This is a genomic window from Geobacillus lituanicus (genome assembly GCF_050994965.1).
Taxonomy (GTDB): Bacteria; Bacillota; Bacilli; order Bacillales; family Anoxybacillaceae; genus Geobacillus; species Geobacillus stearothermophilus.
On sequence record NZ_CP194773.1, the window covers coordinates 1,382,481 to 1,409,376 of the forward strand.

The window sequence follows — 26,896 nt, forward strand, 5'->3', positions numbered from 1 at the left end:
CGAGCCCATCATGAAGGAGGTTCCGCCATATGCGCGTATCGTACGTGACCGTGCGCAAACGGTTGACGATCGTCTTTTTGATCGGCGTTTTGGTTTTTGCCATTATCGATCTCCGTCTCGGCTATGTCCAATTTTGGCTCGGCGATCTATTAGCGGAACGGGCGAAAGGGCTGTGGGGTCGGAACATCCCATTTGAGCCGAAGCGCGGCGAAATTTTGGACCGCAACGGCGTCCCGCTGGCGACGAATATGAGCGCGCCGACGGTGTATGTCATCCCGCGGCAAGTGAAAAATCCGGCGGAAGCGGCAGAAAAGCTGGCGGCGGTTTTGGGCGCTTCGGTCGAATCCGTTTATAAACAAATGACAAAAAACACCTCGATCGTCCGCTTGAAAGAAGGGCGGAAAATTTCCGACGAGAAAGCGGCGGACGTGCGCGCGCTCGATTTGGACGGGGTGTACATTGCTGAAGACACGAAGCGCTACTATCCGTTTGGCAGCTACTTATCGCATGTGCTTGGTTTTACTGGCATTGACAACCAAGGGCTCACAGGGCTTGAACTGTATTATGACAAAGAACTGAGCGGAGAACGCGGTTCGGTGCAGTTTTACTCCGATGCAAAAGGGCGGCGCATGCCCGATATGGCGGATGACTATACGCCGCCGACCGACGGCTTGAACTTGGTGCTCACGATTGACTCACGCATTCAGACGATCATAGAGCGGGAGCTCGATATTGCTGAGGCGAAATACAATCCAGACGGCATCATCGCCATTGCCATGAACCCGAATACGGGGGAAATTTTGGCGATGGCGAGCCGGCCGACGTTTGACCCGGCCGATTACCGCAGCGTCCCTCCGGAAATTTACAACCGCAATTTGCCGATTTGGAGCACGTATGAACCGGGGTCGACGTTTAAAATCATTACGTTGGCTGCAGCGCTTGAGGAGCATAAAGTCAACCTCCTTAAAGATCACTTCTTTGATCCGGGCTACGCTAAAGTGGCCGGCGCTACGCTCCGCTGCTGGAAAAAGGGCGGCCATGGGGAGCAAACGTTTTTGGAAGTCGTACAAAACTCGTGCAACCCGGGATTTGTCGCTTTGGGGGAGCGGCTCGGAAAGGAAACGCTGTTTCGTTATATTAAGCAGTTTGGCTTCGGTGAGAAAACCGGCATTGACCTGCAAGGGGAAGGGACTGGCATTTTGTTTGACTTAAAGCGGGTCGGGCCGGTCGAATTGGCGACGACCGCGTTCGGCCAAGGGGTGTCGGTGACGCCGATCCAGCAAGTCGCCGCCGTATCGGCCGCGATCAACGGCGGCACTCTATACACCCCGTACATCGCCAAAGAATGGATCGACCCGGAAACAGGGGAAGTCGTACGCCGCAATACACCAAAGGCGAAACGGCGCGTCATTTCCGAGGAAACGTCGAAACAAGTCCGCTATGCGCTTGAGAGCGTTGTCGCCCAAGGCACAGGGAAAAAGGCGTATGTCGAAGGCTACCGCGTCGGCGGGAAAACCGGAACGGCGCAAAAAGCGCAAGGCGGCCGCTATTTGCAAAACAACCATATCGTGTCGTTCATCGGTTTTGCGCCGGCGGACGACCCGCAGCTCGTCGTGTACGTCGCTGTTGACAATCCGAAAGGCACGGTCCAATTCGGCGGCACGGTTGCGGCGCCGATCGTTGGCAAGGTCATAGAAGACAGCCTGCGGGTGATGGGCGTGAAGCCGCGCAAAGACCAACTTGAGAAGGAACGGGGCTGGGATGAGCCGAGAGTCATTGAGGTGCCGAATTTGATCGGACTGACAAAAAAAGATTTGCAAGAACAGTTTTTTGACTTAAAATTAGATGTTAGTGGCGAGGGCGATGTCATTGTCGAACAATCGCCGGAGCCCGGGGTGAAAGTAAAAGAAGGCTCGACGATTCGCATTTATTTGGCGAAACGCGAAGCGGCAGAGGAGCGGTAAACGATCTTGCAAGGGGCGGCCGATGCGATGACTCATCGGGTTGGTTGCGCCCCTTTTTCCGCTGTCCGCTCATAGGGCGAGCTATTTATAAGCGAAAGGGATGACTAAGGATGAAATTGCAAACGTTGCTGTCGCGCTTGCCCGGTTTTTGGGTGCATCGCGGGGGCAATCCGGATATTGTCGCGCTCGAAATGGATTCGCGCCATGTCACGCCCGGTTCGCTGTTTTTTTGCCTTAAAGGATTTACGGTGGACGGGCATGACTTTGCGGAACAAGCGGTGGCGCGCGGAGCAGCGGCGGTCGTGGCTGAGCGTCCGCTCGCGGTGGACGCGCCGCTTGTCCTTGTGCCGGACAGCCGGCGGGCGATGGCGATTTTGGCTGATGCGTTTTACGGGCACCCGACCCATCGACTTCATTTAATTGGCGTGACGGGCACAAACGGAAAAACGACGACGACTCATATCATTGACCAGATCGCGAGAAAGGCCGGCAAAAAAACGGGGCTGATCGGCACGGTCGGGATCAAAATCGGCGCCCGTTCTTACCCGGCGGCGAATACGACGCCGGAGTCGCTCGTCTTGCAACGCACGTTTAAACAGATGATCGACGAGGGCGTGGAGTTTGCGGCCATGGAAGTGTCGTCGCATGCCCTTCACCAAGGACGGGTGCATGGCTGCGATTACGATGTGGCCGTGTTTACGAACTTGACGCAAGATCATCTTGACTATCACGGAACGATGGACGAGTATCGGAACGCCAAAGGGCTGTTGTTTGCCCAGCTCGGCAACCGCTACGACGAGCGGCGGCCGAAATTTGCCGTTTTGAATCATGATGATCCTGTTTCGCAATATTATAAACATATGACAGCAGCACCAATCATCACTTACGGTATTCGCACGAAGAGCGATGTGATGGCGGAAGAGATTGCCATGACCCCGTCCGGCATGGCCTTTCGGCTGTGCACGCCGCACGGATCGGCAGTGGTGGAAACGAAGCTCGTCGGCTTGTTCAACGTCTATAACATGCTTGCGGCGGCCGCTGCCTGCCTTGCCTCCGGGTTTTCGCTTGAAACGATTGCGGCGGCTTTAAGGGATGTCGAGCCGGTGTCCGGGCGGTTTGAAACGGTCGATGAAGGGCAAAATTTTACTATCATTGTAGATTATGCCCATACGCCGGACAGTTTGGAAAACGCGCTGAAAACGGTGCGCCAATTTGCGAAGCGGAACGTCTATGTCGTCATTGGCTGCGGCGGCGACCGCGACCGGACGAAGCGGCCGCTTATGGCGCAGGTGGCGGTGCGCCACGCGGATGTCGCCGTGTTCACCTCCGACAATCCGCGCTCGGAAGACCCGCAGCAAATTTTGCGGGATATGGAAGCGGGGGTAAGTGATCAAGATGGAAGGTACGTGACGATTCCTGACCGGGAAGAGGCGATCCGCTACGCCATCCGGCAAGCGCAAGAAGGAGATGTTGTGTTGATTGCCGGTAAGGGGCATGAAACGTACCAAATCATCGGCGGCAATGTGATTGAGTTTGACGATCGCGCTGTCGCCCGAGCGGCGGTGAGGGAGAGAACATGACGATGGTTACGTACGGAATGGTGCAGAAAATTGCGAACGAAGCGCGCGGCATTGTGGACGAAACGATTCGTTTTCACGCGGTGTTTGTCAATCCGGCCAAACAGGTGAAAAAAGGGCTGTTCGTGCCGCTTGAAGATGCGGCGGAAACGCTGAAAACGGCCATCGAGCACGGGGCGATCGCTTCGTTTTGGCCGATCGGAGAGCCGTTGCCGCGCTACATTCCTAATCAGTTTCCGCTCTTTTTCGTCCCGTCGCCGCTTGCGGCGGCCGCCGCGCTGCTTGAGCGGTATTTGCGGGAAGGCGGCCGGGGAACGGAATTTTCGTTTTCGTTCCCGGAAGAAGGCGGGGAGTATGTCCCGGCTGATGAAGCAATCCCCCTCCGGCTCGCCGAGTTGCAGAAACGGTGGCTGGACGCGCGGCAGGCAAAAGGATGTGACGATTCATGCCAGAACAAATAATTGTCATTGCGATGGCTGTTTCCTTTTTGGTCACCGTCATTTTGTCGCCGCTGTTCATCCCGTTTTTGCGGCGGTTAAAATTTGGGCAAAGCATTCGCGAGGAAGGGCCGAAGTCGCATCAAAAAAAATCGGGCACCCCGACAATGGGCGGCATTATGATTTTGCTTTCGATCGTGGCGACAACGTTATGGATGACATCGAGATTGGCCGTCCTGTCGGTGGAAACATATTTATTGCTGCTTGTTACGGTTGGCTACGGGGTGCTCGGCTTTTTGGACGATATGATCAAAGTGGTGATGAAGCGGAACCTGGGGTTGACGAGCCGGCAAAAATTTATCGGCCAGCTCATCATTGCCGTTGTTTTCTTTTTTGTCTACCGGCAAAGCGGCTTTTCGACGGAAGTACATATCCCCGGGACCGGCTGGTCGTTTGACCTTGGCTGGGCTTATGGGGTGCTGCTTTTGCTCATGCTTGTCGGCGGCTCCAACGCTGTCAACTTGACCGACGGGCTCGATGGGCTTTTGGCCGGCACGGCGGCGATCGCCTTTGGCGCGTATGCCGTGTTGGCTTGGAATCAAGGTCAGTACGATGTGGCGGTGTTTTGCGTCGCCGTTGTCGGCGCTGTGCTCGGCTTTTTAGTGTTTAATGCCCATCCGGCAAAAGTATTTATGGGGGATACCGGATCGCTCGCGCTTGGCGGGGCGATCGCTGCGGTCGCTGTCTTAACGAAACTCGAGCTGCTGCTGATCATTATTGGCGGCGTCTTTGTCATTGAAACGCTGTCTGTCATCATTCAAGTCGCCTCGTTCAAAACGACCGGCAGGCGTGTTTTCCGCATGAGCCCGCTCCATCATCATTATGAGCTCGTCGGTTGGTCGGAATGGCGCGTTGTCGTGACGTTTTGGGCCGTCGGCCTGTTGTTTGCCATGCTAGGAATTTATATCGAGGTGTGGATGTAATTGAAACCGACTCTTTTCTATCAACATCGTCGTGTGCTTGTGATTGGATTGGCGAAAAGCGGGGCGGCAGCGGCCCGCCTGCTCGTTGAATTAGGGGCGGAAGTCGTCGCCAACGATCAAAAACCGTTGGCGGAAAACGCGGAGGCGAAGCAGCTTGAAGAGCTCGGCGTCCGCGTCGTTTGCGGCGGCCATCCGCTCGAACTGCTCGATGAGCCGTTTGACCTCGTCGTGAAAAATCCGGGCATCCCGTATACGAATCCGTTAGTGAAAAAAGCGCTTGAAAAAGGGCTTCCGGTCGTGACCGAGGTGGAGCTGGCTTATCACATTTCCGAAGCGCCGTTTATCGGCATTACCGGATCGAACGGGAAAACGACGACAACGACATTGATTTATGAAATGTTAAAGGCGGATGGCCAAGACCCGTTGCTTGCCGGCAATATCGGCTTAGTCGCCTGCGAGGTGGCCAAGGAAGCGAAGCCGGGCCAATGGCTCGTCACCGAACTGTCTTCGTTCCAGCTTGCCGGCATTGATCAATTCCGTCCTACGATCGCCGTCTTGCTTAACATTTTTGATGCCCATTTGGACTACCATGGCACAAGAGAAGCATACGCGGCGGCGAAGGCGAATATTTTCCGCAACCAAACAGAACAAGATTATGCGGTCGTCAACGCGGATGACCAGACCGTGATGGACATCGCCGCCTCGATTCGATCGCAAAAGGTGCTGTTTTCGGCGACGAAGCCGCTCGGTGAAGGGGCGTACGTCGACAATGGCGCCGTTTGCTGGAACGGAGAGCCGATCATCAAGACAGCAGACATTGTCCTCCCCGGCCAGCACAACGTCGAAAACATTTTGGCGGCGGTGGCGGCTGCCAAGCTGGCCGGCGCCAGCAACGAGGCGATCGTTCAAGTGTTGATGACGTTTGCCGGCGTAAAACATCGGCTTCAATATGTAGCCGAAGTCGACGGCCGGCGGTTTTACAACGACTCGAAGGCGACGAACATTTTGGCGACGCAAAAGGCGCTTTCGGCGTTCGCCGGCGAACCGGTGATTTTGTTGGCCGGCGGGCTTGACCGCGGCAATGAGTTTGACGAGCTTCTTCCGTACTTGCGGCAGGTGAAAGCGGCGGTATTGTTCGGGCAAACGGCGGAGAAAATCGGGCGCATCGCCCGGGAGGCGGGAATAGAAACGATCGAATATGTCGATAATGTGGAAAAAGCTGTCCCGGTTGCCTTCCGGCTTTCCGAGCCGGGCGATGTTATTTTGCTCTCTCCGGCCTGCGCCAGCTGGGATCAATACAAAACTTTCGAGGAGAGAGGGGACATTTTTATCGACGCCGTGCATAAGTTGAAATAGAGGGAAAGGGACAGCCCTTTCCTTCTAGTTTACAAAATAGAGGTGTTGGGCATTGCCGCGGAAAAGGTCTGCGCCGGATTTTTTGTTGATTCTTTTAACGTTTTCGCTCTTGGCCATCGGGCTTATTATGGTGTACAGCGCGAGCGCCATTTGGGCGGAATACAAGTTTCACGATTCGTTTTTCTTTGCCAAGCGCCAGCTGTTGTTTGCCATCGTCGGCATTATCGCCATGTTTTTTGTGATGAACATCGATTATTGGACGTGGCGCGACTGGTCGAAAGTGTTGCTCATCGTTTGTTTCGGGCTGCTTGTACTCGTGTTGATCCCGGGCGTCGGCATGGTGCGCAATGGGTCGCGCAGCTGGATCGGCGTCGGGGCGTTTTCCATCCAGCCGTCCGAATTTATGAAGCTGGCGATGATCGCGTTTTTGGCCAAATATTTATCCGAAAACCAAAAGAAGATTACATCGTTTAAACAAGGATTGCTGCCGGCGCTGGCGCTCGTGTTTGCGGCGTTCGGCATGATTATGCTGCAGCCGGACTTAGGGACGGGCACCGTGATGGTCGGCACATGTGTGGCGATGATTTTTGTCGCCGGCGCCCGCCTCAGCCATTTTGTGGGCCTTGGGGTGTTGGGGCTTGCCGGGTTTGCCGCCCTCGTTTTATCGGCGCCGTATCGAATCAAGCGGATTACATCGTTTTTGAATCCGTGGGAAGACCCGTTGGGGAGCGGATTTCAAATCATCCAGTCGCTGTACGCCATCGGTCCGGGCGGGCTGTTTGGCCTGGGGCTCGGGCAAAGCCGGCAAAAGTTTTTTTATTTGCCGGAGCCGCAAACTGATTTTATTTTCGCCATTTTGGCCGAGGAGCTCGGTTTTATTGGCGGATCGCTCGTCCTTCTTTTATTCAGCCTTCTTCTTTGGCGCGGCGTGCGCATCGCCCTTGGCGCCCCCGATTTGTACGGCAGCTTTTTGGCGCTTGGCATCATTTCGATGATTGCCATCCAAGTGATGATCAACATCGGCGTTGTCACCGGGCTGATGCCCGTCACCGGCATTACTCTCCCGTTTTTGAGCTACGGCGGATCGTCGTTGACATTGATGCTGATGGCGATCGGCGTGCTGCTCAATATTAGCAGACACGCCCGCTATTAGGCAGGCGGCGGCGTCCGCTGTTTTTGTTTGTTCGGGCGGCTTGCCGTCGAACAGTGCCGGCAAATGTTATAAAAAACGGTCTCTCTCGCGATCTATTTGTGATATAATGAAAACAAATGCAAAGAACAAGAAAACGGCAGCGGATGCCGTTTGTTTTTATTCGAGCGCAGCCATGGAGCTGCCCGCGGGCAGGAAAGCGGGGAAGGCAATGGAAAAGGGAAAGGTTGTTGTTCTTGAAGACCGCGTCCCAAAACTGAAAGAGCGTCGCCGCCAAAAAGCGAACCGTCGGCTGATTTTGTATTTGTCCTTCTTTTTTCTGTTTATTTTGTGCGTTCTTTACTTCCAATCGCCGTTAAGCGCCGTCAGGCATGTGGAGGTGAGCGGAAACCGCCATTTGCCGGCGGAGCGCATCATCAGCTTGAGCGGCATTACGAAGCGGACAAGCTTTTGGAAAGTGAACGAACAAAGTGTGGCAACGAGGATCGCCCGCCATCCGGAAATTAAAGAGGCAACCGTGGAAAAGAGGCTGCCGAACACGATTGTCATCCGCGTCCACGAATGGCGGCGGGTCGCTTATGTCTACGACCGGCAAACATTTTTCCCGCTGCTTGAGAACGGACGGCTGTTAAAGCAAGAAGCGGTGAAAACAGCCCCGAGCGATGCGCCTGTGCTCGTCGGTTGGAAAAACGGCGACGCCATCGCCGAGATGACTGGACAGCTGGCGGAACTGCCGGCGCCGGTGCTTGGCGCCATGTCGGAAATTCACTACAAGCCGAACAGCGAGTATGAAGACCGCGTCATCGTCTACATGAACGACGGGTATGAGGTAAGTGCGACGATTCATCGTTTTGCGGACAAGCTGTCGCATTATCCGGCGATTGTCGCCGAGCTTGACCGAAATGTCAAAGGGGTCATTCACCTCGAAGTCGGCAGCTACTTTGTCCCGTACGAGCCGCCGAAAAAGGAGGACGACGATGAGACAACAAGCCCATAGCCGCATCCTCCTTACTTTTATTTGCTTTTTATTCGGCGCCATGCTCGGGTTTTCCTACCAACATGCCAAAAACGATCCATCCCGCCGCGAATGGAGCGACAGCGAGTGGAAAAGGGAATACGAGTTTCGCTCGGCGCTGATCGCTTTGCAAAAGGAAAACCGGTCGTTAAAGCAACAGCTTGTCGAAAAGCAAGACGAACTGGCCGCTTGGGAAAAAAAACTGGCCGACCGGCAGACGAACGAAGCCGGGCTGGCGAAAGAAGCAGAACAGCTGCGCATGTATGTTGGAAAGGCGAGGGTGAAAGGAAAGGGTGTAGCAGTCACGCTTTCCGACTCCTCTTACATCCCCTCTGAAGCAAGTGCTACTGATTATATCGTTCACGAACAGCACGTATGGAAAGTCGTTCACGAGCTGCTTATTTCCGGCGCTGAAGCGGTCGCCATTAACGGGCAGCGCATTTCCCATCGCTCCTACATTGTGTGCAACGGTCCGGTCATTGAGGTTGACGGGACGCAACATGCCGCTCCGTTTGTCATTTCGGCGATCGGCGACCCAGATGTGCTGTCGTCTGCGCTCGTCCTGCCAGGCGGCGTCGTCGACGAGCTTGTTCAAGACCATATCGATGTAAAAGTGGAAAAACAAGAGGCGATTACGCTCGATCCGGTATTCGCGCCCAGACCGTAAAATGGGCAGGAAGGAGCGGTGAAGCGCATTGGAGCGAAAAAGACAGCTGTATTTTGCCGGGATTGCCGGCGTGTTCGGATTGATGCTGGCCGTCGGGATGCGGACGACGCTGCCTTCGGAAGAGCGCGATACGCGCGACATTTGGGAACTGCGCGCCGATTTGACAAAGGAGCAGAAGCTTGAACAGCAGCTGCTTGAGGAGCTGGAACGCTACGAGGCGAAATTGCGCCATTACCGGCGCGAGGAGCAGGAAGACGGTGAGGCGGCGCTCGAGGAGACGGTCGCCGAGCTTAGGGAAGAAGCCGGACTGACCGAGGTGAAAGGGCGCGGCGTGGTGCTGACGATCGCGCCGTTTGCGGCGGGCGGCTACGTCGGTCCGGTCGCCCAAACGGTGTCGCCGGAGCTGCTGCAGCGGTTGGTAAATGAATTGAACAAATATGGAGCAAAGGAAATCGCCATTAGCGGCGAGCGGCTGACGAACCGGACGGCGATTCGCGATGTCAACGGGGTGACGAAAGTCGATCGCCGGCCGCTTCAGCTGCCGGTTGAGGTGAAGGCGATCGCGGACGATGCGGACAAGCTGTATAGCGGGTTGACGGTTTCGCCGATTCGGGATGATTTCATCGTCGAAAACTTGGAGCTTTCGATTTCCAAGCCGAAACCGATGATCGCCATTCCGCCGTCAACCGAGCGGCTGGAGGTAAAATACATGGAGACGGCGAGCGCCGGCAAGGAGGAGAAATAGCATGTGGCTTCCGCTTCTCGGATTGTTGCTCGGGTTTGCCGTCGGCGTCCTGGCCGGCTGGGAAGTTCCCGATCAGTATTCCAGTTATTTGTCGATTGCCATTTTGGCCGCCTTTGATACATTAATAGGGGGATGGCGCGCCCATTTACAAGGAACGTACGACGAAACAGTATTTATAACCGGATTTTTTTTCAATATCATCCTTGCCACAACTTTGACTTTTCTTGGGGTGCATCTTGGTGTAGACTTGTATTTGGCGGCCGTCTTCGCGTTTGGCGTCCGCCTGTTTCAAAACATTGCCATCATCCGTCGCCTTTGGCTTGCCGAATGGGCGGAGCGGCGGGAAAATCGCGAAAAAAGTTAAGCGGAAGACAGGAAAGTGTCTTCCTGTGTTGAATTATATGGAGTAAAACAAAATGCGATGTTCTTGCGAAAATCGCGAGCTGGATATAGACGAAGAGATGGACAGGGAAATTTCAGCCGAAAAAGGAGGTGTCGCTGCTTACTGAAACGCCGGCTGACATCGGCGCGTTTTTAGTAGGCAGATGCCAAAAGATGAGCAGCAATGAGATCGTCGTTAGCCTGGATGTCGGAACATCGAGCGTCAAAGTCATCATCGGGGAAATGTTGGGCAGCTCGATTAACATTATCGGAATCGGCAATGTGAAATCAGAAGGGCTCAAAAAAGGCGCGATTGTTGATATAGATAAAACGGTGCAATCGATCAAGCGCGCGGTCGAACAAGCGGAACGGATGGTCGGCCTTTCGATCCGCCGCGTGATTGTCGGGGTGGCGGGAAGCCATATTCAGCTGCATGACTGCCATGGCATCGTTGCGGTTGCCAGCGAAAACCGCGAAATCAGCGATGAAGACATTGCCCGCGTCATCGATGCGGCGCAAGTCGTTTCCATCCCGCCGGACCGGGAAATTATCAGCGTCGTTCCGCGCCAGTTTATCGTCGACGGCTTAGACGGCATCCACGACCCACGCGGCATGATCGGCGTCCGCTTGGAGATGGAAGGGACGATGGTGACCGGAGCGAAGACGATTTTACATAATCTCCTTCGCTGTGTGGAACGCGCCGGTTTGGAAATCAGCGACATTTGCCTCCAGCCGTTAGCGGCCGGTTCACTGGCATTATCCGACGATGAGCGGCACTTGGGTGCCGCGCTCGTCGATCTGGGCGGCGGTTCGACAACGGTCGCTGTCTTTGAGCAAGGGGCGTTGCAAGCTGTCTCTTCACTGCCGGTCGGCGGGGAGCATATTACAAAAGATTTGGCCATCGGGCTGCGGACAACAACGGAGGATGCGGAAAAAATCAAATTGAAGCACGGGTATGCGTTTTACGACTACGCTTCGGACGAAGAAGTGTTCAGCGTGCCGGTCATGGGCAGCGATCAACACCAGCAGTTCAGCCAGCTTGAGATCGCCGATATTATTGAGGCGAGGATGGAGGAAATTTTGCAAATGGTTCAACATGAAGTGCGCCGGCTTGGCTTTCGCGACCTTCCGGGCGGCTATGTGCTGACCGGCGGCGTGGCGAATATGCCGGGAGTGTTGGAGTTGGCTCACGTCGTCCTAGGGACGAGCGTCCGTGTTGCCATGCCGGATTACATCGGCGTGCGCGACCCGCAATACACGATCGGCGTCGGCCTGCTCAAGTTCGCCTACCGGCAGGCGCAGCTGCAAGGGAAAACCGTCCCGGCGGCGGCCGCGGCGGAGCCGGCCGAGCGCCCGGCGCCAAAACAACCATCGAAACCGAAAAAGAAAGAAGACCATTTCGGGAAGAAGGTCAAGAAATTTTTCGGTTCTTTCTTTGAATAGAGATTGAAATTTTAGGAGGATTTGGCCATGTTGGAGTTTGAGACAACAGTCGATCAGTTGGCAACGATCAAGGTGATTGGGGTCGGGGGCGGCGGCAACAACGCCGTCAATCGGATGATTGAACACGGAGTGCAAGGCGTTGAATTTATTGCCGTCAATACCGATGCACAGGCGCTCAATTTGTCGAAGGCGCCGACGAAACTGCAAATCGGGGCGAAGCTGACACGCGGCTTGGGTGCGGGAGCGAACCCAGAAGTTGGAAAAAAAGCAGCTGAGGAGAGCAAAGAGCAAATTGAAGAAGCGCTTCGCGGCGCCGATATGGTGTTTGTCACCGCTGGCATGGGCGGCGGCACGGGAACTGGGGCGGCGCCCGTCATCGCCCAAATCGCCCGCGAATTAGGAGCGCTCACGGTCGGTGTCGTCACGCGCCCGTTTACGTTTGAAGGGCGGAAGCGGGCGACGCAGGCCGCAAGCGGCATCGCCGCCATGAAAGAGGCGGTCGATACGCTCATCGTCATTCCGAACGACCGGTTGCTTGAGATTGTTGACAAAAATACGCCGATGCTTGAGGCGTTCCGCGAAGCGGACAATGTGCTGCGTCAAGGGGTGCAAGGCATTTCCGATTTGATCGCTGTGCCGGGGTTGATCAACCTTGACTTCGCCGATGTGAAAACGATCATGTCCAACAAAGGCTCGGCGCTGATGGGCATCGGGATTGCCAGCGGCGAAAACCGAGCGGCGGAGGCAGCCAAAAAAGCCATTTCCAGCCCGCTGTTGGAGACGTCGATCGACGGGGCGCAAGGCGTGCTCATGAACATCACCGGCGGCATGAACTTAAGTTTGTACGAAGTGCAGGAGGCCGCCGACATCGTCGCTTCGGCGGCCGATCAAGAAGTGAACATGATTTTCGGCTCGGTCATCAACGAAGACTTAAAAGACGAAATTGTCGTCACTGTCATCGCGACCGGGTTTAACGAAAACGTTGCTTCGCAGCCGCGGCCGCCGCGCGCCGGCATCGGGACGGCGCCGAAAGTGACGCCGGCGCCGAAGCGGGAAAAGCGCGAAGAACCGGCGCAAGATTATGCGGCGCTCCGGTCCGGGCAGGCGGAAGACCCGCTCGATATTCCGGCGTTCTTGCGTAACCGCAACCGTCGCCGTTGAGGAGCTATCGGGCATGAACAAGCCGTGTTCATGCCTTCTTTTTTTGCCCTCGCCCCGCGCTTCAAAGGGCGGTTTTCCTCGTTCGCACGTTTCCCCTCGCTTTGACAAAACATTCTGTTTTTCACCACCACCGATTGACAGACTTTCCAACGGGATATGCTATATACTTGTTTCAGACAAAAGCCGATGGGGCGGGGGAGGGGCTTGCCGGTTGGTTGTGTATCTTGATGTCATTTGGCTTTTGAACGTCTGTTTTGATGCAATGCTTCTTTGGCTGACAGCGCTCATGCTTAAGCGCCCGATCGTCTGGTGGCGGCTGTTGGCCGGAGCGTTGATCGGGTCGCTGCTTGTGGTGCTGCTGTTCACCCCGTTGTCCGCCATCGCCCAGCACCCGCTTGCCAAAATGGCCGCCTCGATCTTGATTGTGCTCGCCGCTTTTGGCTTTAAGCGGCCGCGCTATATGATCGAGAACATGCTGGCGTTTTACTTTGCCACGTTCGCTGTCGGGGGCGGCATGCTGGCGGTTCATTATTTTTTCGCCGAGCAACTGTCCGTGCAGAACGGATTATTGATGATGCATCCCCCCGGGGCGGGCGACCCGGTGAGCTGGCTGTTTGTCCTCGTCGGGTTTCCGGTGTTGTGGCTTTTTTCCCGCCGCCGTGTGGAACAGATTCGCGAGAAAAAATTGCGCTTCGAACATATTGTGGATGTCATTGCGGTTTGGGAAGGCCGGCCCCTTGCCCTAAGAGGGCTCATCGACAGCGGCAACCAGCTGTTTGACCCAGTGTCCAAAACGCCGGTGATGATCGTGGACCGGGAAAAAGCGAAGGACGTGCTGCCCGAAGAGCTGATGACCTATATGGCAGCCATGACGGTTGACGACCCGCCCGAACAGTGGGCCCATCGTCTTCGTCTCATTCCATACCGCGCAGTGGGCAGCGGCCCGCAAATGATGATGGCGGTAAAACTAGACCGCATCGCGCTGTCATACGAAAACGAGTGGCTTGAGGTGAAACATGGGCTTATGGCCTTAAGTGCAGACCCGCTTTCAGCCGACGGAGAATACGATTGCATCATCCACCCGAAAATGGTGCAGGCGGGAAGAAAGCTGACCGCTTCATAGGTCGTTACTATATCATACTCGCGTTTTATCCGTTTAGAAGGGGGATTTTGATGAAAAGATGGAAACTTCGGTTCATGTATTGGCTGTATAAGCTGCTGGCCAAACTTGGGTTGAAGGCCGACGAAATTTACTATATCGGCGGCAGCGAGGCGCTTCCGCCGCCGTTGACGAAAGAAGAGGAAGAGCAGTTGATCGAACGGCTGGCCACCGGTGATGAGACGGCGCGGTCGCTGCTCATTGAACGCAATTTGCGGCTTGTCGTCTACATTGCGCGCAAGTTTGAAAACACCGGCATTCACATCGAAGATTTGATCAGCATCGGAACGATCGGCTTAATCAAAGCGGTCAATACGTTTAACCCGGAGAAAAAAATCAAGCTGGCGACTTATGCATCACGCTGCATTGAAAACGAAATTTTAATGTATTTGCGCCGCAACAATAAAGTGCGGGCGGAAGTGTCGTTTGACGAACCGCTCAATATCGATTGGGACGGCAATGAGCTGCTGCTGTCCGATGTGCTGGGAACGGAAGACGACGTCATTACAAAGGATTTGGAGGCGGACGTCGACCGGCGGCTGCTGCTAAACGCCTTGCACCAGCTGAGCGACCGTGAAAAGCAGATTATGGAATTGCGCTTTGGTTTGTCAGGAGGGGAGGAAAAAACGCAAAAAGATGTCGCTGACTTGCTCGGCATTTCGCAATCGTACATATCGCGGCTCGAGAAGCGGATCATTAAACGGTTGCGCAAAGAGTTCAACAAAATGATGTAGCAAGCGGCGGGAGTGGACGCTCCGCCGCTTTTTTTTCGCTCGGACAGGCTGTGCATATTTTTCCCTCCCAGGGAGATACTGAAAACTGACGACTTAGCATCTCCTGATGGGAGGGAACAACTTGACGAGGAACAAAGTCGAAATTTGCGGCGTCGACACTTCAAAGCTTCCCGTCCTCAACAACGAGGAAATGCGGGAGCTGTTTCGCCGGATGCATGAAGGGGATTTGGAAGCAAGGGAAAAATTGGTAAACGGAAACTTACGCCTCGTGTTAAGCGTCATTCAACGCTTTAACAACCGCGGCGAGTTTGTTGATGATTTATTTCAAGTTGGCTGCATCGGACTCATGAAATCGATTGATAATTTTGACCTTAACCAAAATGTGAAATTTTCCACTTATGCGGTGCCGATGATCATTGGCGAAATCCGCCGTTACTTGCGCGATAACAATCCAATTCGCGTCTCGCGCTCGCTGCGCGACATCGCTTACAAAGCGCTGCAAGTGCGGGAACGGCTCATGAGCGAGACGGCGAAAGAGCCGTCGACGGAAGATATTGCGCGGGAACTCGGCGTCGCCCACGAGGAAGTGGTGTTTGCCCTTGATGCCATTCAAGACCCTGTTTCCTTATTTGAACCGATATACAACGACGGCGGCGATCCGATTTATGTGATGGACCAGCTTAGCGACGAGCGCAACCGCGACAGCCAATGGATCGAAGAAATCGCTTTAAAAGAAGGGCTGCGGCGGTTGAATGAGCGAGAGAAAATGATTATCCGCAAACGGTTTTTCCAAGGAAAGACGCAAATGGAAGTCGCCGAGGAAATCGGCATTTCCCAGGCGCAAGTGTCCAGGCTTGAAAAGGCAGCGATCCGGCAAATGAATAAAAACATCCAAGTGTGAACGGCTGCTCGGGCAGCCTTTTTTCTTTGGCACATAACCGGTTGGGCGGCGTCATATAGATGAAAAAGAGGAGAGGAAAGGCGGGGGACTGAACCGTGATGAGAATTTCTGAGTTTCAAACGAAAGATGTCGTCAATGTGGCCAACGGGAAGAAGCTTGGCAACATCGGGGATATTGACATCGATTTAGATACAGGCAAAATCCGTTCGCTCATTATTTTAGGCTCCGGAAAGATGCTCGGGTTGTTCGGGCGTGAAGAAGCGGTCGTCATTCCGTGGCAAAACATCGTCAAAATCGGAGCGGATGTCATTTTAGTCCGCCTGCATGATGCCGACTGAGCGGCCCGCGCAATGAGCGGCATATTGAGTGGCGGGATTGCACCAATGTTTCGACAAAATCGCAAATAAAGGTTATCACAAACAAACAAACTATGATAAAATAGGAAAAAAAGTGATAAAAACCTACAAAAACAGCGTGAGGTTGACGCGAATGCCGGACATTTTTCAACAAGAAGCTCAAGGATGGCTCCGCTGCGGGGCGCCCCCGTTTGCCGGAGCAGTCGCCGGGTTGACAACGAAACAAGGCGGAGAAAGCGAAGGGCCGTTCGCCTCGCTGAATATGGGGCTGCATGTCGGCGACGATCGCATGCATGTCGTCAACAACCGCCGCCGTCTGGCTGAATGGCTTTCTGTTCCGCTCGATCATTGGGTGTGCTGTGAGCAAGTGCACGGCGCCGTGATTCGGAAAGTGACGAAAGGCGATCGGGGGAGCGGGGCGCACGACTTCGCTGCAGCGGTCCGGGGGGCCGACGGGCTGTATACGGATAAGGCGGGGGTATTGCTCGCACTTTGTTTTGCCGATTGTGTGCCTGTCTATTTTATCGCGCCATCGGCGGGCCTAGTCGGCCTTGCCCACGCCGGCTGGCGGGGGACGGCGGGCGGCATTGTCCAAAACATGGTGCGGCTTTGGCAGGAGCGCGAACACATTGCCCCGTCCGACATCTATGCCGCGATTGGACCGGCCATTGGCCCATGCTGTTACACGGTTGATGACCGGGTGATCGATGGCCTGCGTCCGACTCTTCCTGCGGGCGGCCCGTTGCCGTGGCGCGAAACAAGCCAAGGGCAGTATGCGCTTGATTTAAAAGAGGCCAACCGGCTGCAGCTTGCGGCCGCCGGGATTCCAGACTGCCATATTTATGTGTCGGAACGCTGTACAAGCTGTGAGGAGACGTTGTTTTTTTCCCACCGCCGCGACCGTGGGACGACAGGGCGGATGTTGGCGTTTATCGGCCGAAGGGAGGAAACAGCATGACCGTACGCGACAACTTGGCAGCCGTTCGCCAGCGCATCGAGGCGGCTTGCGCTCGCGTCGGCCGCAATCCGGCCGATGTACGCATCGTTGCTGTCACGAAATATATTGATGCCGAAAGGGCGCTTCATGTGCTTGACGCCGGCATTGCCGACCTCGGCGAAAACCGCGCTGGCCAGCTGCTTGAAAAGTATGAACGGATCGGGGACCGGGCGGTGTGGCATTTTATCGGGACGCTTCAGTCGCGCAAGGTGAAGGACATTATCGATAAAGTCGATTACATCCATTCGCTTGATCGCCTGTCGCTGGCGAAAGAAATTGAAAAGCGGGCGGTGCGGCCGGTGAAATGTTTTGTGCAAGTGAATGTATCGGGAGAAGCGACGAAGCACGGCCTCTCTCCTGACGAGACCGTCCCGTTCATCGATCAGCTCCGTTCGTTTTCGCACCTTGAGGTCGTCGGATTGATGACGATGGCCCCGCATACGGATGACGAGGCGGTATTGCGCGCCTGCTTCCGGCAATTGCGGGTCTTGAAAGAGCGCGTTCAGGCGCTCCGCTGGCCGCATGCGCCGTGCACGGAGCTGTCGATGGGCATGTCGAACGATTACGAGATCGCCATTGAGGAAGGGGCGACGTTTGTGCGCATCGGCAGCGCGCTTGTCGGATCATTGTAGGAGGTGAACTTGATGGGGTTGATGAAAAAATTTCGCGATTATTTTTTAGAAGAAGATTACGAAGACTATGAAGAAGAATACGAAGCGCCGCAGCCGGAAGAGGAGGCGCCGCTGCTGAAGGCGGCAAACAAGGCGAACGTCGTCAGCTTGCAAAGCGTGCAAAAATCGGCGAAAGTCGTGCTCGCTGAGCCGCGGGTGTATGCGGAGGCGCAGGAAATCGCCGATCATTTAAAAAGCCGGCGGGCGGTCATCGTCAATTTGCAGCGCATCCAGCATGAGCAGGCGAAGCGGATCGTCGACTTTTTAAGCGGCACGGTGTACGCCATTGGCGGCGATATTCAGCAAGTTGGCACGAAAATTTTTTTGTGCACCCCGGACAACGTCGACGTCAGCGGCGCGATTTCGCTTGACGGCGAGGATGACAGACCGATAAAGAGGTGGTAGCTGTTGGATTATGTGCTTACGTTTTTAACGACCTTGATTCAAGTATATTCGTACGCTTTGATCATTTACATTTTGATGTCTTGGTTTCCGAATGCGCGCGAAACGCGGTTCGGACAAATGCTTGCCGCCATTTGCGAGCCGTATTTGGAACCGTTTCGGCGTTTCATTCCGCCGCTTGGCATCATTGACATCTCTCCGATCATCGCCTTTATTGTCCTTGAATTTGCGACAAGAGGGCTGTATGCGTTGTTTGACATCCTCGAAGCGCAGTTTTAGCAGCCGGACGGAGCGCGCGTCGTTTGGCCCGGCGCAGGCGGGCGGAATAGCGGGAGGAATCCGTTCCGGGTTCCTTTCTTTATGAGGCAAGGTGAATGGGTATGGAGCTGTATCAGCACTTCCGCAAAGAGGAACATCAATTCATCGATCATGTAATGGAATGGAAGGAAGTGGTAGAACGTCAGTACGCTCCGAAGCTGACCGATTTTCTTGATCCGCGCGAGCAGCAAATCGTGCAAAGCATCGTCGGCAGCGACGGAGACGTGCGCGTGTCCTTTTTCGGCGGCGCTTTGTTTGTCGAGCGGAAGCGGGCGCTTTTGTATCCGCCGTATTTCGAACCGAATGAGGAGGATTATGACATCGCCTTGTTCGCTGTCCGCTATCCAGGCAAATTCGTTTCCCTTGAACACCGCGACGTCTTAGGAGCGCTCATGTCGCTCGGCTTGCGGCGGGGCAAGTTCGGCGACATTCTCGTCCAAGGAGGAGAGATCCAATTTTTTGCCGCCGCCGAGGTGGCCGATTACATTCGCCTCCATGTCGGGACGATCGGCAAAGCGCCGGTTTCGCTTGAGCTGTTGCCGCTGTCAGCTGCCATGTCGCTTGCCGAAACGTGGGAGGAAGGAACGGTCACGGTGTCTTCTCTAAGGCTCGATGCGGTGCTTGCCCAGGCGTTCCGCCTCGCGCGCGAGAAAGCGAAGACGCTCATTGAAAGCGGGCTCGTCAAAGTGAACTGGAAGGTGGTGGACAAGCCCGATTTTGTATGCGGGCCGGGCGATGTCCTGTCGGCGCGCGGGTTTGGTCGCTGCAAGCTGTTTTCCGTCGAGGGGATGACGAAAAAAGAACGCTGGCGCATCCGGCTGGGCCGTCAAAAATAATCGAATCGCAGCAGGAAATGGGCTGATCGTGTCGAATGAAGGAAGAAAAGGAATGATGGAGACGGAGGTGGCCATTGTGCCGTTGACGCCATTGGATATTCACAATAAGGAATTCAGCCGCGGATTTCGCGGGTATGACGAAGATGAAGTGAATGAGTTTTTGGATCAAATTATTAAAGATTACGAAATGCTCATCCGTGAAAAAAAGCAGCTGGAAGAAAAAGTGGCCGAACTGACGGAAAAATTGAATTACTTTTCCAACATTGAAGAAACGTTAAATAAGTCGATTCTTGTGGCTCAGGAAGCAGCGGAAGAAGTGAAGCGCAACGCACAAAAAGAGGCGAAGCTGATCATTAAAGAAGCGGAGAAAAACGCGGAGCGCATCATCGGCGACGCGTTGGCCAAATCGCGGAAAATCGCGCTGGAAATCGAAGAACTCAAGCGGCAGTCGAAAGTGTTCCGCGCTCGCTTCCGCATGCTCGTTGAGGCGCAGCTCGATATGATCAACAGCCGTGACTGGGACGAGTTGATGGAATACGAGACGCCTGATCTCGAAGAAGAGGTGAAAGAGCCGTTGTCTCAGCCTTGACGAACCGAGGCCATGTCGGGTATAATCATTGGCAAAAATCACTGCACCAGCCGCCGTGGGAGGCGGTTGGCTTTTTTCCGGATGAATAGTGAAATAGTCATCGACGATGAAAGGGACAGTAGCTCTTGAACGGCCGGTCGCAGCGAGCCGGGGATGGTGGAAGCCTGGCATCGGCGCAAGAGTGAACATCACCCTGGAGTTCCATGCCGAACATCCAGTAGGCCATGGCGCGTCATTCCCGTTACGAATGAAAAGTGGGCTGTGCGTCGTTTGCATGGCCAAGAAGGGTGGTACCGCGAGACCGTTCTCGTCCCTTGCCGGGGGAGAACGGTTTTTTATTTGGAATCTAGCGTTCGAAGGAGGAGCGAAGATGGACTACAAAGAGACGCTGCTTATGCCGCAAACCGAGTTCCCGATGCGCGGCAACTTGCCGAAGCGGGAGCCGGAGATGCAAAAAAAATGGGAGGAAATGGACATTTACCGGAAAGTGCAGGAGCGGACGAAAGGGCGTCCGTTGTTCGTGCTGCATGACGGCCCGCCGTATGCCAACGGGGATATTCATATGGGCCATGCGCTGAACAAAATTTTAAAAGACATCATCGTCCGCTACAAATCGATGAGCGGCTATTGCGCGCCGTACGTGCCGGGCTGGGATACGCACGGCTTGCCGATCGAAACGGCGCTCGCGAAGCAAGGCGTCGACCGCAAATCGATGAGCGTCGCCGAGTTTCGCAAGTTGTGCGAGCAATACGCGTATGAACAAATCGACAACCAGCGCCGGCAGTTCAAGCGGCTCGGTGTGCGCGGCGACTGGGACAACCCGTACATTACGCTCAAACCGGAGTACGAAGCCCAGCAAATTAAAGTGTTCGGCGAAATGGCGAAAAAAGGGCTCATCTACAAAGGGTTGAAGCCGGTCTATTGGTCCCCGTCAAGCGAATCGGCGCTCGCCGAAGCGGAAATCGAATATAAAGACAAGCGTTCGCCGTCGATTTATGTCGCCTTCCCGGTGAAAGACGGCAAAGGCGTGCTTGAGGGCGATGAGCGAATCGTCATTTGGACGACGACGCCGTGGACGATTCCGGCGAACTTGGCGATCGCCGTCCATCCGGAGCTGGACTACCATGTCGTGGAAACAAACGGACAAAAATACGTGGTCGCTGCTGCCCTGGTCGAGTCGGTGGCGAACGAAGTCGGCTGGGACGCATGGTCGGTCGTCAAAACGGTCAAAGGAAACGAGCTTGAATACGTCGTGGCGAGACATCCGTTTTATGAGCGCGACTCGCTTGTCGTCTGCGGTGAACACGTCACGACCGACGCCGGCACGGGCTGCGTCCATACGGCGCCGGGCCACGGGGAAGACGACTTTCTCGTTGGGCAAAAATATGGGCTTCCGGTCCTTTGCCCGGTTGATGAGCGCGGCTACATGACCGAGGAAGCGCCGGGATTTACCGGGATGTTTTACGAAGACGCCAACAAGGCGATTACACAGAAGCTTGAGGAAGTCGGCGCTTTGTTGAAGCTTGGGTTTATCACCCACTCGTATCCGCACGACTGGCGGACAAAGCAGCCGACGATTTTCCGGGCGACAACGCAATGGTTTGCATCGATCGATAAAATCCGCAGCGAGCTGCTTCAAGCGATTAAGGAAACGAAATGGATTCCGGAGTGGGGGGAAATCCGCATCCACAACATGGTGCGCGACCGCGGCGACTGGTGCATTTCCCGCCAACGCGCCTGGGGGGTGCCGATTCCGGTCTTTTACGGCGAAAACGGTGAACCGATCATCACCGATGAGACGATTGAGCATGTGTCGAACTTGTTCCGCCAATACGGATCGAACGTCTGGTTTGAGCGCGAGGCGAAAGACTTGCTGCCGGAAGGATTCACTCATCCGTCGAGCCCGAACGGCATCTTTACGAAAGAAACGGACATTATGGATGTCTGGTTTGACTCCGGTTCGTCGCACCAAGCCGTGTTGGTCGAACGCGACGATCTCGTGCGTCCGGCTGATTTGTACTTGGAAGGCTCCGACCAATACCGCGGCTGGTTCAACTCATCGCTGTCCACCGCCGTTGCCGTCACCGGCAAAGCGCCGTATAAAGGCGTGTTGAGCCACGGCTTTGTCTTGGACGGCGAAGGGCGGAAAATGAGCAAGTCGCTCGGCAACGTCGTCGTGCCGGCGAAAGTGATGGAACAGTTTGGCGCCGACATTTTGCGCCTTTGGGTCGCTTCGGTTGACTACCAAGCGGACGTGCGCATCTCCGATCATATTTTAAAACAAGTGTCCGAAGTGTACCGGAAAATCCGCAACACATTCCGGTTTATGCTCGGCAACTTATTCGATTTCGATCCGAACGAAAACGCCGTGCCGATTGGGGAGCTTGGCGAAGTCGACCGCTACATGCTGGCGAAGTTGAACAAGCTGATCGCCAAAGTGAAAAAGGCCTATGACCGCTACGATTTCGCCGCGGTTTACCATGAGATGAACCATTTCTGCACCGTCGAGCTGAGCGCGTTTTACTTGGATATGGCGAAAGACATTTTGTACATCGAAGCGGCCGACTCGCGCGCCCGCCGCGCCGTGCAGACGGTGCTCTATGAGACGGTCGTCGCGTTGGCGAAGCTCATCGCGCCGATTTTGCCGCATACCGCCGATGAAGTGTGGGAGCATATCCCGAATCGAAGAGAAAACGTCGAAAGCGTCCAGCTCACCGATATGCCGGAGCCGATCGCGATCGACAGCGAAGAAGCGCTGCTGGCGAAATGGGATGCGTTTATGGACGTGCGCGATGATATTTTCAAAGCGCTCGAGAACGCCCGCAATGAAAAAGTGATCGGCAAATCGCTGACCGCGAGCGTCATCGTCTACCCGAAAGACGAGGTGCGGAAGCTATTGGCGTCGCTTGATGCCGACTTGCGCCAGCTTCTCATCGTTTCCGCCTTTTCGATCGCCGATGAGCCGTATGACGCCGCGCCGGCCGAAGCCGAGCGGCTCGACCACGTGGCCGTCCTCGTCCGCCCGGCGGAAGGCGAGACGTGCGAGCGGTGCTGGACGGTGACGAAAGAAGTCGGCGCCGATCCGTCGCATCCAACGCTTTGTCCGCGCTGCGCGCACATTGTGAACGAACATTATTCCGCGTAACAAAAAGCGGCAAGGCTGCCTTCCTGGCGGCCTTGCCGCTTCATTTGTTTGCCATGGCGAATTATGCTACAATGCAAAAAGGATGAATGAGAAGGACAGGGGGATTTGGCACGGTGGCATACTATTGGCTCGCGGCGGCGGTCATCATCCTCGATCAATGGACGAAATGGCTTGTCGTCCGCTATATGCGACTTGGGGAAAGCATCCCGATCATCGACAACGTGCTCTACATTACGTCGCACCGCAATCGCGGGGCGGCATGGGGCATACTAGAAGGGCAGTTTTGGCTCTTTTATTTGATTACGGTGATTGTCGTGGCGGCGATCGTGGTCTACATCCGCCGCCTGAAGCCTTCTGAACGCCTGGCGGGCGTAGGGCTTGGGCTGATGCTCGGCGGGGCGGTCGGCAACTTTATCGACCGCGTATTCCGGAAAGAAGTGGTCGATTTCATCCACGCGTACATCGGCACGTACAGTTTTCCGGTGTTCAACGTGGCTGACTCGGCGCTGACGGTCGGCGTCATCTTGCTGTTTGTCCATATGTTTTTTTTCGCGACACCAGAGAAAGGGAATGAGTAGATGGACACGATCACGTTTCACATCGAAGACGAATATGACGGCGAACGAATTGATAAAGTGATCGCGGCGTTAAATGAGGAATGGTCGCGTTCGCAAGTGCAGCAATGGATCAAAAACGGGCTTGTGACCGTGAACGGCCAGACGGTGAAAGCGAACTACAAATGCGAGGCGGGCGACTCGGTCGCCGTTTCGCCTCCTGAGCCGGAGCCGCTTCATGTCGAGCCGGAGCCGATTCCGCTTGACATTTATTATGAGGATGAGGATGTCCTTGTCGTCAACAAGCCGCGTGGCATGGTCGTCCATCCGGCGCCCGGGCATATGCGCGGCACGCTTGTGAATGCGCTTCTCGCCCATTGCCGCGACTTGTCCGGGATCAACGGCGTGCTTCGCCCCGGCATCGTCCATCGCATTGACAAAGACACATCAGGGCTGTTGATGGTGGCGAAAAACGACGCCGCCCACCGCTCGCTCGTCGAGCAGCTGGTGAACAAAACGGTGACGCGCCGCTACAAGGCGATCGTCCACGGCGTCATTCCGCACGATTATGGCACGATCGATGCCCCGATCGGCCGCGACAAGCGCGATCGAAAGAAAATGGCCGTCACCGAAGAAAACGGGAAGGAAGCGGTCACCCATTTCCGCGTGCTCGAGCGGTTTCGCCATTATACGTATGTGGAGTGCCAGCTGGAAACGGGGCGGACGCACCAAATTCGCGTCCATATGAAATACATCGGCTACCCGCTCGCTGGCGACCCGCAATACGGGCCGAAAAAAACGCTCGCCATCGACGGCCAGGCGCTGCACGCCGGGGTGCTCGGCTTCCGTCATCCGAGAAGCGGCGAGTATTTGGAATTCGAAGCGCCGTTGCCGCCGGAGTTTGCCGAGCTGCTTGACTGGCTGCGAAAAAACGATTGACAAACGAACACGCCCCCTTTACAATGAAAACAGGTGAACAGGAACCTTTAAGTTCAGTCCTGTGAGGCTGAAAAGGGGTCGGAATGACAAAGAAGGGCGATGTATGCCCATCTTGTTTGGCGATAAGCGCGCCATCCCCCGCTTCACAGGCGGGGGATTTTTTATGAAAACAGGCGGGAACGGCCTGGTTGGCGCGCCGCCTGCGGAAACACGCTGGCCGCGGCGTGTATGCGCTGTTAGGAGGTGGACGGAATGCAAAAGGCGGTCGTGATGGACGAACAGGCGATTCGCCGCGCTTTGACGCGCATCGCCCACGAAATCATCGAACGAAACAAAGGCATTGACGGCTGCGTGCTTGTCGGAATTAAAACGCGCGGCATTTACTTGGCGCGCCGCTTGGCGGAGCGGATCGAGCAAATTGAAGGGGCGTCCGTTCCCGTCGGTGAGCTTGACATCACCTTGTACCGCGACGATTTGACCGTGAAGACGGACGACCATGAACCGCTTGTGAAAGGAACGAATGTGCCGTTTCCGGTGAGCGAGCGGAATGTCATTTTAGTCGATGATGTGCTGTTTACCGGCCGGACGGTGCGGGCGGCGATGGATGCGGTCATGGATTTGGGCCGCCCGTCGCGCATCCAGCTCGCCGTGCTTGTCGACCGCGGCCACAGGGAACTGCCGATCCGCGCTGATTTCGTCGGCAAAAACGTGCCGACCTCTCGTTCGGAACTGATCGTCGTGGAGCTTTCGGAAGTGGACGGCATCGATCAAGTCTCCATTCATGAAAAATAGCGAAGCACCCTTTTAAGCGCAGTCCCGTGAGGCTGCAAAAGGGGCGGAATCGTTTCGGCTGTTTCTGCACCCTCTTTGCGTCTTCGCGGGCAAAGAGGGATTTTTTGTGCACACTAAAAAGCAAGACTCGCTCATTCGATCAAAGGAGTGACGAAAGATGAACAAACCGGTGTTGGACATTCAAGACCGCCCGACTGTTGGGCAATGGATCACCTTAAGCCTTCAGCATTTATTCGCCATGTTCGGGGCGACGATTTTAGTGCCGTACTTAGTCGGCTTAGATCCGTCGATCGCCTTGCTGACAAGCGGGCTTGGAACATTGGCGTTTTTGCTCATTACGAAATGGCAAGTGCCGGCGTATCTTGGCTCGTCGTTCGCCTACATTGCGCCGATCATCGCGGCGAAAACGGCTGGCGGCCCGGGAGCGGCGATGATTGGCAGCTTCCTCGCCGGATTGGTGTACGGGGTTGTCGCCCTCATCATTAAAAAAGCCGGCTACCGATGGGTGATGAAGCTGCTGCCGCCGGTTGTCGTCGGTCCGGTCATCATCGTCATCGGTCTCGGCTTAGCCGGCACGGCGGTCGGGATGGCGATGAACGGCCCGGACGGCAAATACAGCTTGCTCCATTTCTCGGTGGCGCTTGTGACGCTCGCGGCCACGATCGTCTGCTCGGTGCTTGCGCGCGGCATGTTGAGCTTGATTCCAGTGCTTGTCGGCATCGTTGTCGGCTACGTTTACGCCCTCGCTGTCGGACTCGTTGACTTGTCGAAAGTGGCGGCGGCGAAATGGTTCGAATGGCCGGATTTCTTGATTCCGTTTGCCGATTATCCGGTGCGCATCACTGCCGAGATCGTCATGCTCATGGTGCCGGTGGCGATCGTCACCTTGTCCGAGCATATCGGCCACCAGCTCGTCTTAAGCAAAGTCGTCGGCCGCGACCTCATTCAAAAACCGGGGCTGCACCGCTCGATTTTAGGGGACGGAACGGCGACGATGATCTCCGCCTTGCTTGGCGGTCCGCCGAAAACGACGTACGGGGAAAACATCGGTGTGCTGGCGATCACCCGCGTCTACAGTGTCTACGTGCTGGCCGGCGCGGCGGTCATCGCGATCGCTTTCGGCTTCGTCGGCAAAATCACGGCGCTGATCAGCTCGATTCCGACGCCGGTCATGGGCGGTGTGTCGATCTTGCTGTTTGGCATCATCGCCTCGTCCGGACTGCGGATGCTCGTTGACAGCCGCATCGACTTCGGCGCGACGCGCAACTTGGTCATCGCCTCGGTCATCTTGGTCATCGGCATCGGCGGAGCGGTGCTGAAAATCAGCGACAGCTTCCAAATTACCGGGATGGCGCTCTCGGCCATTGTCGGCGTCCTCCTCAACTTGATTTTGCCGGGGCGTCCGCAAGCCGCGGAAAACCTATTTGAAGAAAACTAGAGCGACCATGTCGCCTAATAGGAGAAAGCACCTTTTAATTAAGTCCCGCGAGGCTTAAAAAGGTGTGAAAACAGGCGCATCCAGGGCCGGAGTGCACCTTCTTCGGCTCTGCCATGCGCCGATCGTCACACCTTGCCCAGCCGGCAAGGTGTTTTTTTTCGCGAAAAAACGAAAAGGAGCGAGACC

27 protein-coding genes and 1 other annotated feature are annotated in these 26,896 nt (G+C 55.5%); all 27 genes read left to right on the forward strand.

Features of this window, described 5'->3' with window-relative positions; translation table 11 throughout:
- Positions 1-29: 29 nt before the first annotated feature.
- The 27 genes from ACR1UW_RS07015 to ACR1UW_RS07145 all read left to right on the forward strand — a co-directional run bounded on the left by ACR1UW_RS07015 (position 30) and on the right by ACR1UW_RS07145 (position 26,710).
- Positions 30-1,964: a stage V sporulation protein D gene (locus tag ACR1UW_RS07015; RefSeq protein ID WP_498935060.1), complete on the forward strand. Its 1,935-nt coding sequence runs from the start codon at positions 30-32 to the stop codon at positions 1,962-1,964.
- Between the two features lie 110 nt (positions 1,965-2,074).
- Positions 2,075-3,544, forward strand: coding sequence for a UDP-N-acetylmuramoyl-L-alanyl-D-glutamate--2,6-diaminopimelate ligase (locus ACR1UW_RS07020; RefSeq protein WP_033011329.1), 1,470 nt, complete (start codon positions 2,075-2,077; stop codon positions 3,542-3,544).
- Positions 3,541-4,002 (forward strand): hypothetical protein, encoded by a 462-nt coding sequence (locus tag ACR1UW_RS07025; protein WP_498935062.1) that lies wholly within the window; start codon positions 3,541-3,543, stop codon positions 4,000-4,002. The genes ACR1UW_RS07020 and ACR1UW_RS07025 overlap by 4 nt, the downstream gene beginning before the upstream one ends.
- Entirely contained in the window at positions 3,987-4,961 is a 975-nt protein-coding gene (gene mraY / locus ACR1UW_RS07030) for a phospho-N-acetylmuramoyl-pentapeptide-transferase (RefSeq protein WP_033011325.1), read from the forward strand. Before ACR1UW_RS07025 ends, mraY begins: the two co-directional genes overlap by 16 nt.
- On the forward strand, positions 4,962-6,317 hold the full coding sequence (gene murD / locus ACR1UW_RS07035; RefSeq protein ID WP_498935064.1) for a UDP-N-acetylmuramoyl-L-alanine--D-glutamate ligase: 1,356 nt from the start codon (positions 4,962-4,964) through the stop codon (positions 6,315-6,317).
- A gap of 52 nt (positions 6,318-6,369) precedes the next feature.
- A complete protein-coding gene (spoVE, locus tag ACR1UW_RS07040) occupies positions 6,370-7,470 on the forward strand; it encodes a stage V sporulation protein E (RefSeq protein WP_171697961.1) in 1,101 nt (366 codons plus the stop codon).
- 208 nt (positions 7,471-7,678) lie between these two features.
- Positions 7,679-8,464 carry a cell division protein DivIB gene (gene divIB / locus ACR1UW_RS07045; RefSeq protein WP_033011316.1) on the forward strand — a complete coding sequence of 262 codons (786 nt, stop codon included), beginning with the start codon at positions 7,679-7,681 and terminating at the stop codon, positions 8,462-8,464.
- Positions 8,445-9,149, forward strand: coding sequence for a DUF881 domain-containing protein (locus ACR1UW_RS07050; RefSeq protein WP_033011314.1), 705 nt, complete (start codon positions 8,445-8,447; stop codon positions 9,147-9,149). The genes divIB and ACR1UW_RS07050 overlap by 20 nt, the downstream gene beginning before the upstream one ends.
- A 28-nt stretch (positions 9,150-9,177) precedes the next feature.
- Positions 9,178-9,894, forward strand: a complete 717-nt coding sequence (locus tag ACR1UW_RS07055; protein ID WP_498935067.1) for a DUF881 domain-containing protein — start codon at positions 9,178-9,180, stop codon at positions 9,892-9,894.
- Between the two features lies 1 nt (position 9,895).
- Complete coding sequence (locus ACR1UW_RS07060) at positions 9,896-10,258, forward strand: small basic family protein (RefSeq protein ID WP_033011310.1); 363 nt, start codon at positions 9,896-9,898, stop codon at positions 10,256-10,258.
- Positions 10,259-10,449: 191 nt separating this feature from the next.
- Positions 10,450-11,718 (forward strand): cell division protein FtsA, encoded by a 1,269-nt coding sequence (ftsA, locus tag ACR1UW_RS07065; protein ID WP_498935069.1) that lies wholly within the window; start codon positions 10,450-10,452, stop codon positions 11,716-11,718.
- 27 nt (positions 11,719-11,745) lie between these two features.
- Positions 11,746-12,879, forward strand: a complete 1,134-nt coding sequence (gene ftsZ / locus ACR1UW_RS07070; protein ID WP_033011308.1) for a cell division protein FtsZ — start codon at positions 11,746-11,748, stop codon at positions 12,877-12,879.
- Between the two features lie 211 nt (positions 12,880-13,090).
- Entirely contained in the window at positions 13,091-14,002 is a 912-nt protein-coding gene (gene spoIIGA, locus ACR1UW_RS07075; RefSeq protein WP_498935071.1) for a sigma-E processing peptidase SpoIIGA, read from the forward strand.
- A 50-nt stretch (positions 14,003-14,052) separates the two neighbouring features.
- Positions 14,053-14,772: an RNA polymerase sporulation sigma factor SigE gene (gene sigE, locus ACR1UW_RS07080; protein ID WP_033011303.1), complete on the forward strand. Its 720-nt coding sequence runs from the start codon at positions 14,053-14,055 to the stop codon at positions 14,770-14,772.
- 121 nt (positions 14,773-14,893) lie between these two features.
- Positions 14,894-15,673 carry an RNA polymerase sporulation sigma factor SigG gene (gene sigG, locus ACR1UW_RS07085; protein ID WP_044742639.1) on the forward strand — a complete coding sequence of 260 codons (780 nt, stop codon included), beginning with the start codon at positions 14,894-14,896 and terminating at the stop codon, positions 15,671-15,673.
- A gap of 95 nt (positions 15,674-15,768) precedes the next feature.
- The gene (locus ACR1UW_RS07090; protein WP_033011301.1) at positions 15,769-16,011 is read left to right on the forward strand and encodes a YlmC/YmxH family sporulation protein; all 243 of its coding nucleotides are present in this window, start codon (positions 15,769-15,771) and stop codon (positions 16,009-16,011) included.
- Positions 16,012-16,162: 151 nt separating this feature from the next.
- Positions 16,163-16,987: a peptidoglycan editing factor PgeF gene (pgeF, locus tag ACR1UW_RS07095; protein WP_033016140.1), complete on the forward strand. Its 825-nt coding sequence runs from the start codon at positions 16,163-16,165 to the stop codon at positions 16,985-16,987.
- Complete coding sequence (locus tag ACR1UW_RS07100; protein ID WP_033011299.1) at positions 16,984-17,658, forward strand: YggS family pyridoxal phosphate-dependent enzyme; 675 nt, start codon at positions 16,984-16,986, stop codon at positions 17,656-17,658. Before pgeF ends, ACR1UW_RS07100 begins: the two co-directional genes overlap by 4 nt.
- A gap of 12 nt (positions 17,659-17,670) precedes the next feature.
- On the forward strand, positions 17,671-18,102 hold the full coding sequence (locus tag ACR1UW_RS07105) for a cell division protein SepF (RefSeq protein ID WP_033011296.1): 432 nt from the start codon (positions 17,671-17,673) through the stop codon (positions 18,100-18,102).
- A 3-nt stretch (positions 18,103-18,105) separates the two neighbouring features.
- The gene (locus ACR1UW_RS07110; RefSeq protein WP_328213147.1) at positions 18,106-18,378 is read left to right on the forward strand and encodes a YggT family protein; all 273 of its coding nucleotides are present in this window, start codon (positions 18,106-18,108) and stop codon (positions 18,376-18,378) included.
- 101 nt (positions 18,379-18,479) lie between these two features.
- Positions 18,480-19,253, forward strand: coding sequence for a YlmH family RNA-binding protein (locus ACR1UW_RS07115; RefSeq protein ID WP_498935273.1), 774 nt, complete (start codon positions 18,480-18,482; stop codon positions 19,251-19,253).
- 76 nt (positions 19,254-19,329) lie between these two features.
- Complete coding sequence (locus ACR1UW_RS07120; protein WP_237421042.1) at positions 19,330-19,842, forward strand: DivIVA domain-containing protein; 513 nt, start codon at positions 19,330-19,332, stop codon at positions 19,840-19,842.
- 97 nt (positions 19,843-19,939) lie between these two features.
- Positions 19,940-20,160: a binding site (T-box leader), on the forward strand.
- A 52-nt stretch (positions 20,161-20,212) separates the two neighbouring features.
- Positions 20,213-22,987: an isoleucine--tRNA ligase gene (gene ileS / locus ACR1UW_RS07125; RefSeq protein ID WP_498935076.1), complete on the forward strand. Its 2,775-nt coding sequence runs from the start codon at positions 20,213-20,215 to the stop codon at positions 22,985-22,987.
- An 86-nt stretch (positions 22,988-23,073) separates the two neighbouring features.
- The gene (lspA, locus tag ACR1UW_RS07130) at positions 23,074-23,565 is read left to right on the forward strand and encodes a signal peptidase II (RefSeq protein WP_237420066.1); all 492 of its coding nucleotides are present in this window, start codon (positions 23,074-23,076) and stop codon (positions 23,563-23,565) included.
- Positions 23,566-24,480, forward strand: a complete 915-nt coding sequence (locus ACR1UW_RS07135) for an RluA family pseudouridine synthase (protein WP_011230646.1) — start codon at positions 23,566-23,568, stop codon at positions 24,478-24,480.
- A gap of 252 nt (positions 24,481-24,732) precedes the next feature.
- Positions 24,733-25,272 (forward strand): bifunctional pyr operon transcriptional regulator/uracil phosphoribosyltransferase PyrR, encoded by a 540-nt coding sequence (gene pyrR, locus ACR1UW_RS07140; protein ID WP_055358171.1) that lies wholly within the window; start codon positions 24,733-24,735, stop codon positions 25,270-25,272.
- A gap of 157 nt (positions 25,273-25,429) precedes the next feature.
- On the forward strand, positions 25,430-26,710 hold the full coding sequence (locus tag ACR1UW_RS07145; protein ID WP_498935079.1) for a solute carrier family 23 protein: 1,281 nt from the start codon (positions 25,430-25,432) through the stop codon (positions 26,708-26,710).
- Positions 26,711-26,896 lie beyond the last annotated feature (186 nt).

Excerpts from the sequence above, each read along its gene's own strand:
- ACR1UW_RS07025 (WP_498935062.1), top strand. The coding sequence starts at position 3,541 with ATGACGATGGTTACGTACGGAATGGTGCAGAAAATTGCGAACGAAGCG.
- ACR1UW_RS07020 (WP_033011329.1), top strand. The coding sequence starts at position 2,075 with ATGAAATTGCAAACGTTGCTGTCGCGCTTGCCCGGTTTTTGGGTGCAT.
- ftsZ (WP_033011308.1), top strand. The coding sequence starts at position 11,746 with ATGTTGGAGTTTGAGACAACAGTCGATCAGTTGGCAACGATCAAGGTG.
- ftsA (WP_498935069.1), top strand. The coding sequence starts at position 10,450 with ATGAGCAGCAATGAGATCGTCGTTAGCCTGGATGTCGGAACATCGAGC.
- ACR1UW_RS07115 (WP_498935273.1), top strand. The coding sequence starts at position 18,480 with ATGGAGCTGTATCAGCACTTCCGCAAAGAGGAACATCAATTCATCGAT.
- pgeF (WP_033016140.1), top strand. The coding sequence starts at position 16,163 with ATGCCGGACATTTTTCAACAAGAAGCTCAAGGATGGCTCCGCTGCGGG.
- lspA (WP_237420066.1), top strand. The coding sequence starts at position 23,074 with ATGAGAAGGACAGGGGGATTTGGCACGGTGGCATACTATTGGCTCGCG.
- ACR1UW_RS07145 (WP_498935079.1), top strand. The coding sequence starts at position 25,430 with ATGAACAAACCGGTGTTGGACATTCAAGACCGCCCGACTGTTGGGCAA.
- ACR1UW_RS07015 (WP_498935060.1), top strand. The coding sequence starts at position 30 with ATGCGCGTATCGTACGTGACCGTGCGCAAACGGTTGACGATCGTCTTT.
- pyrR (WP_055358171.1), top strand. The coding sequence starts at position 24,733 with ATGCAAAAGGCGGTCGTGATGGACGAACAGGCGATTCGCCGCGCTTTG.
- ACR1UW_RS07060 (WP_033011310.1), top strand. The coding sequence starts at position 9,896 with ATGTGGCTTCCGCTTCTCGGATTGTTGCTCGGGTTTGCCGTCGGCGTC.
- mraY (WP_033011325.1), top strand. The coding sequence starts at position 3,987 with ATGCCAGAACAAATAATTGTCATTGCGATGGCTGTTTCCTTTTTGGTC.
- ACR1UW_RS07105 (WP_033011296.1), top strand. The coding sequence starts at position 17,671 with ATGGGGTTGATGAAAAAATTTCGCGATTATTTTTTAGAAGAAGATTAC.
- ACR1UW_RS07050 (WP_033011314.1), top strand. The coding sequence starts at position 8,445 with ATGAGACAACAAGCCCATAGCCGCATCCTCCTTACTTTTATTTGCTTT.
- ACR1UW_RS07100 (WP_033011299.1), top strand. The coding sequence starts at position 16,984 with ATGACCGTACGCGACAACTTGGCAGCCGTTCGCCAGCGCATCGAGGCG.
- sigE (WP_033011303.1), top strand. The coding sequence starts at position 14,053 with ATGAAAAGATGGAAACTTCGGTTCATGTATTGGCTGTATAAGCTGCTG.
- divIB (WP_033011316.1), top strand. The coding sequence starts at position 7,679 with ATGGAAAAGGGAAAGGTTGTTGTTCTTGAAGACCGCGTCCCAAAACTG.
- ileS (WP_498935076.1), top strand. The coding sequence starts at position 20,213 with ATGGACTACAAAGAGACGCTGCTTATGCCGCAAACCGAGTTCCCGATG.
- ACR1UW_RS07135 (WP_011230646.1), top strand. The coding sequence starts at position 23,566 with ATGGACACGATCACGTTTCACATCGAAGACGAATATGACGGCGAACGA.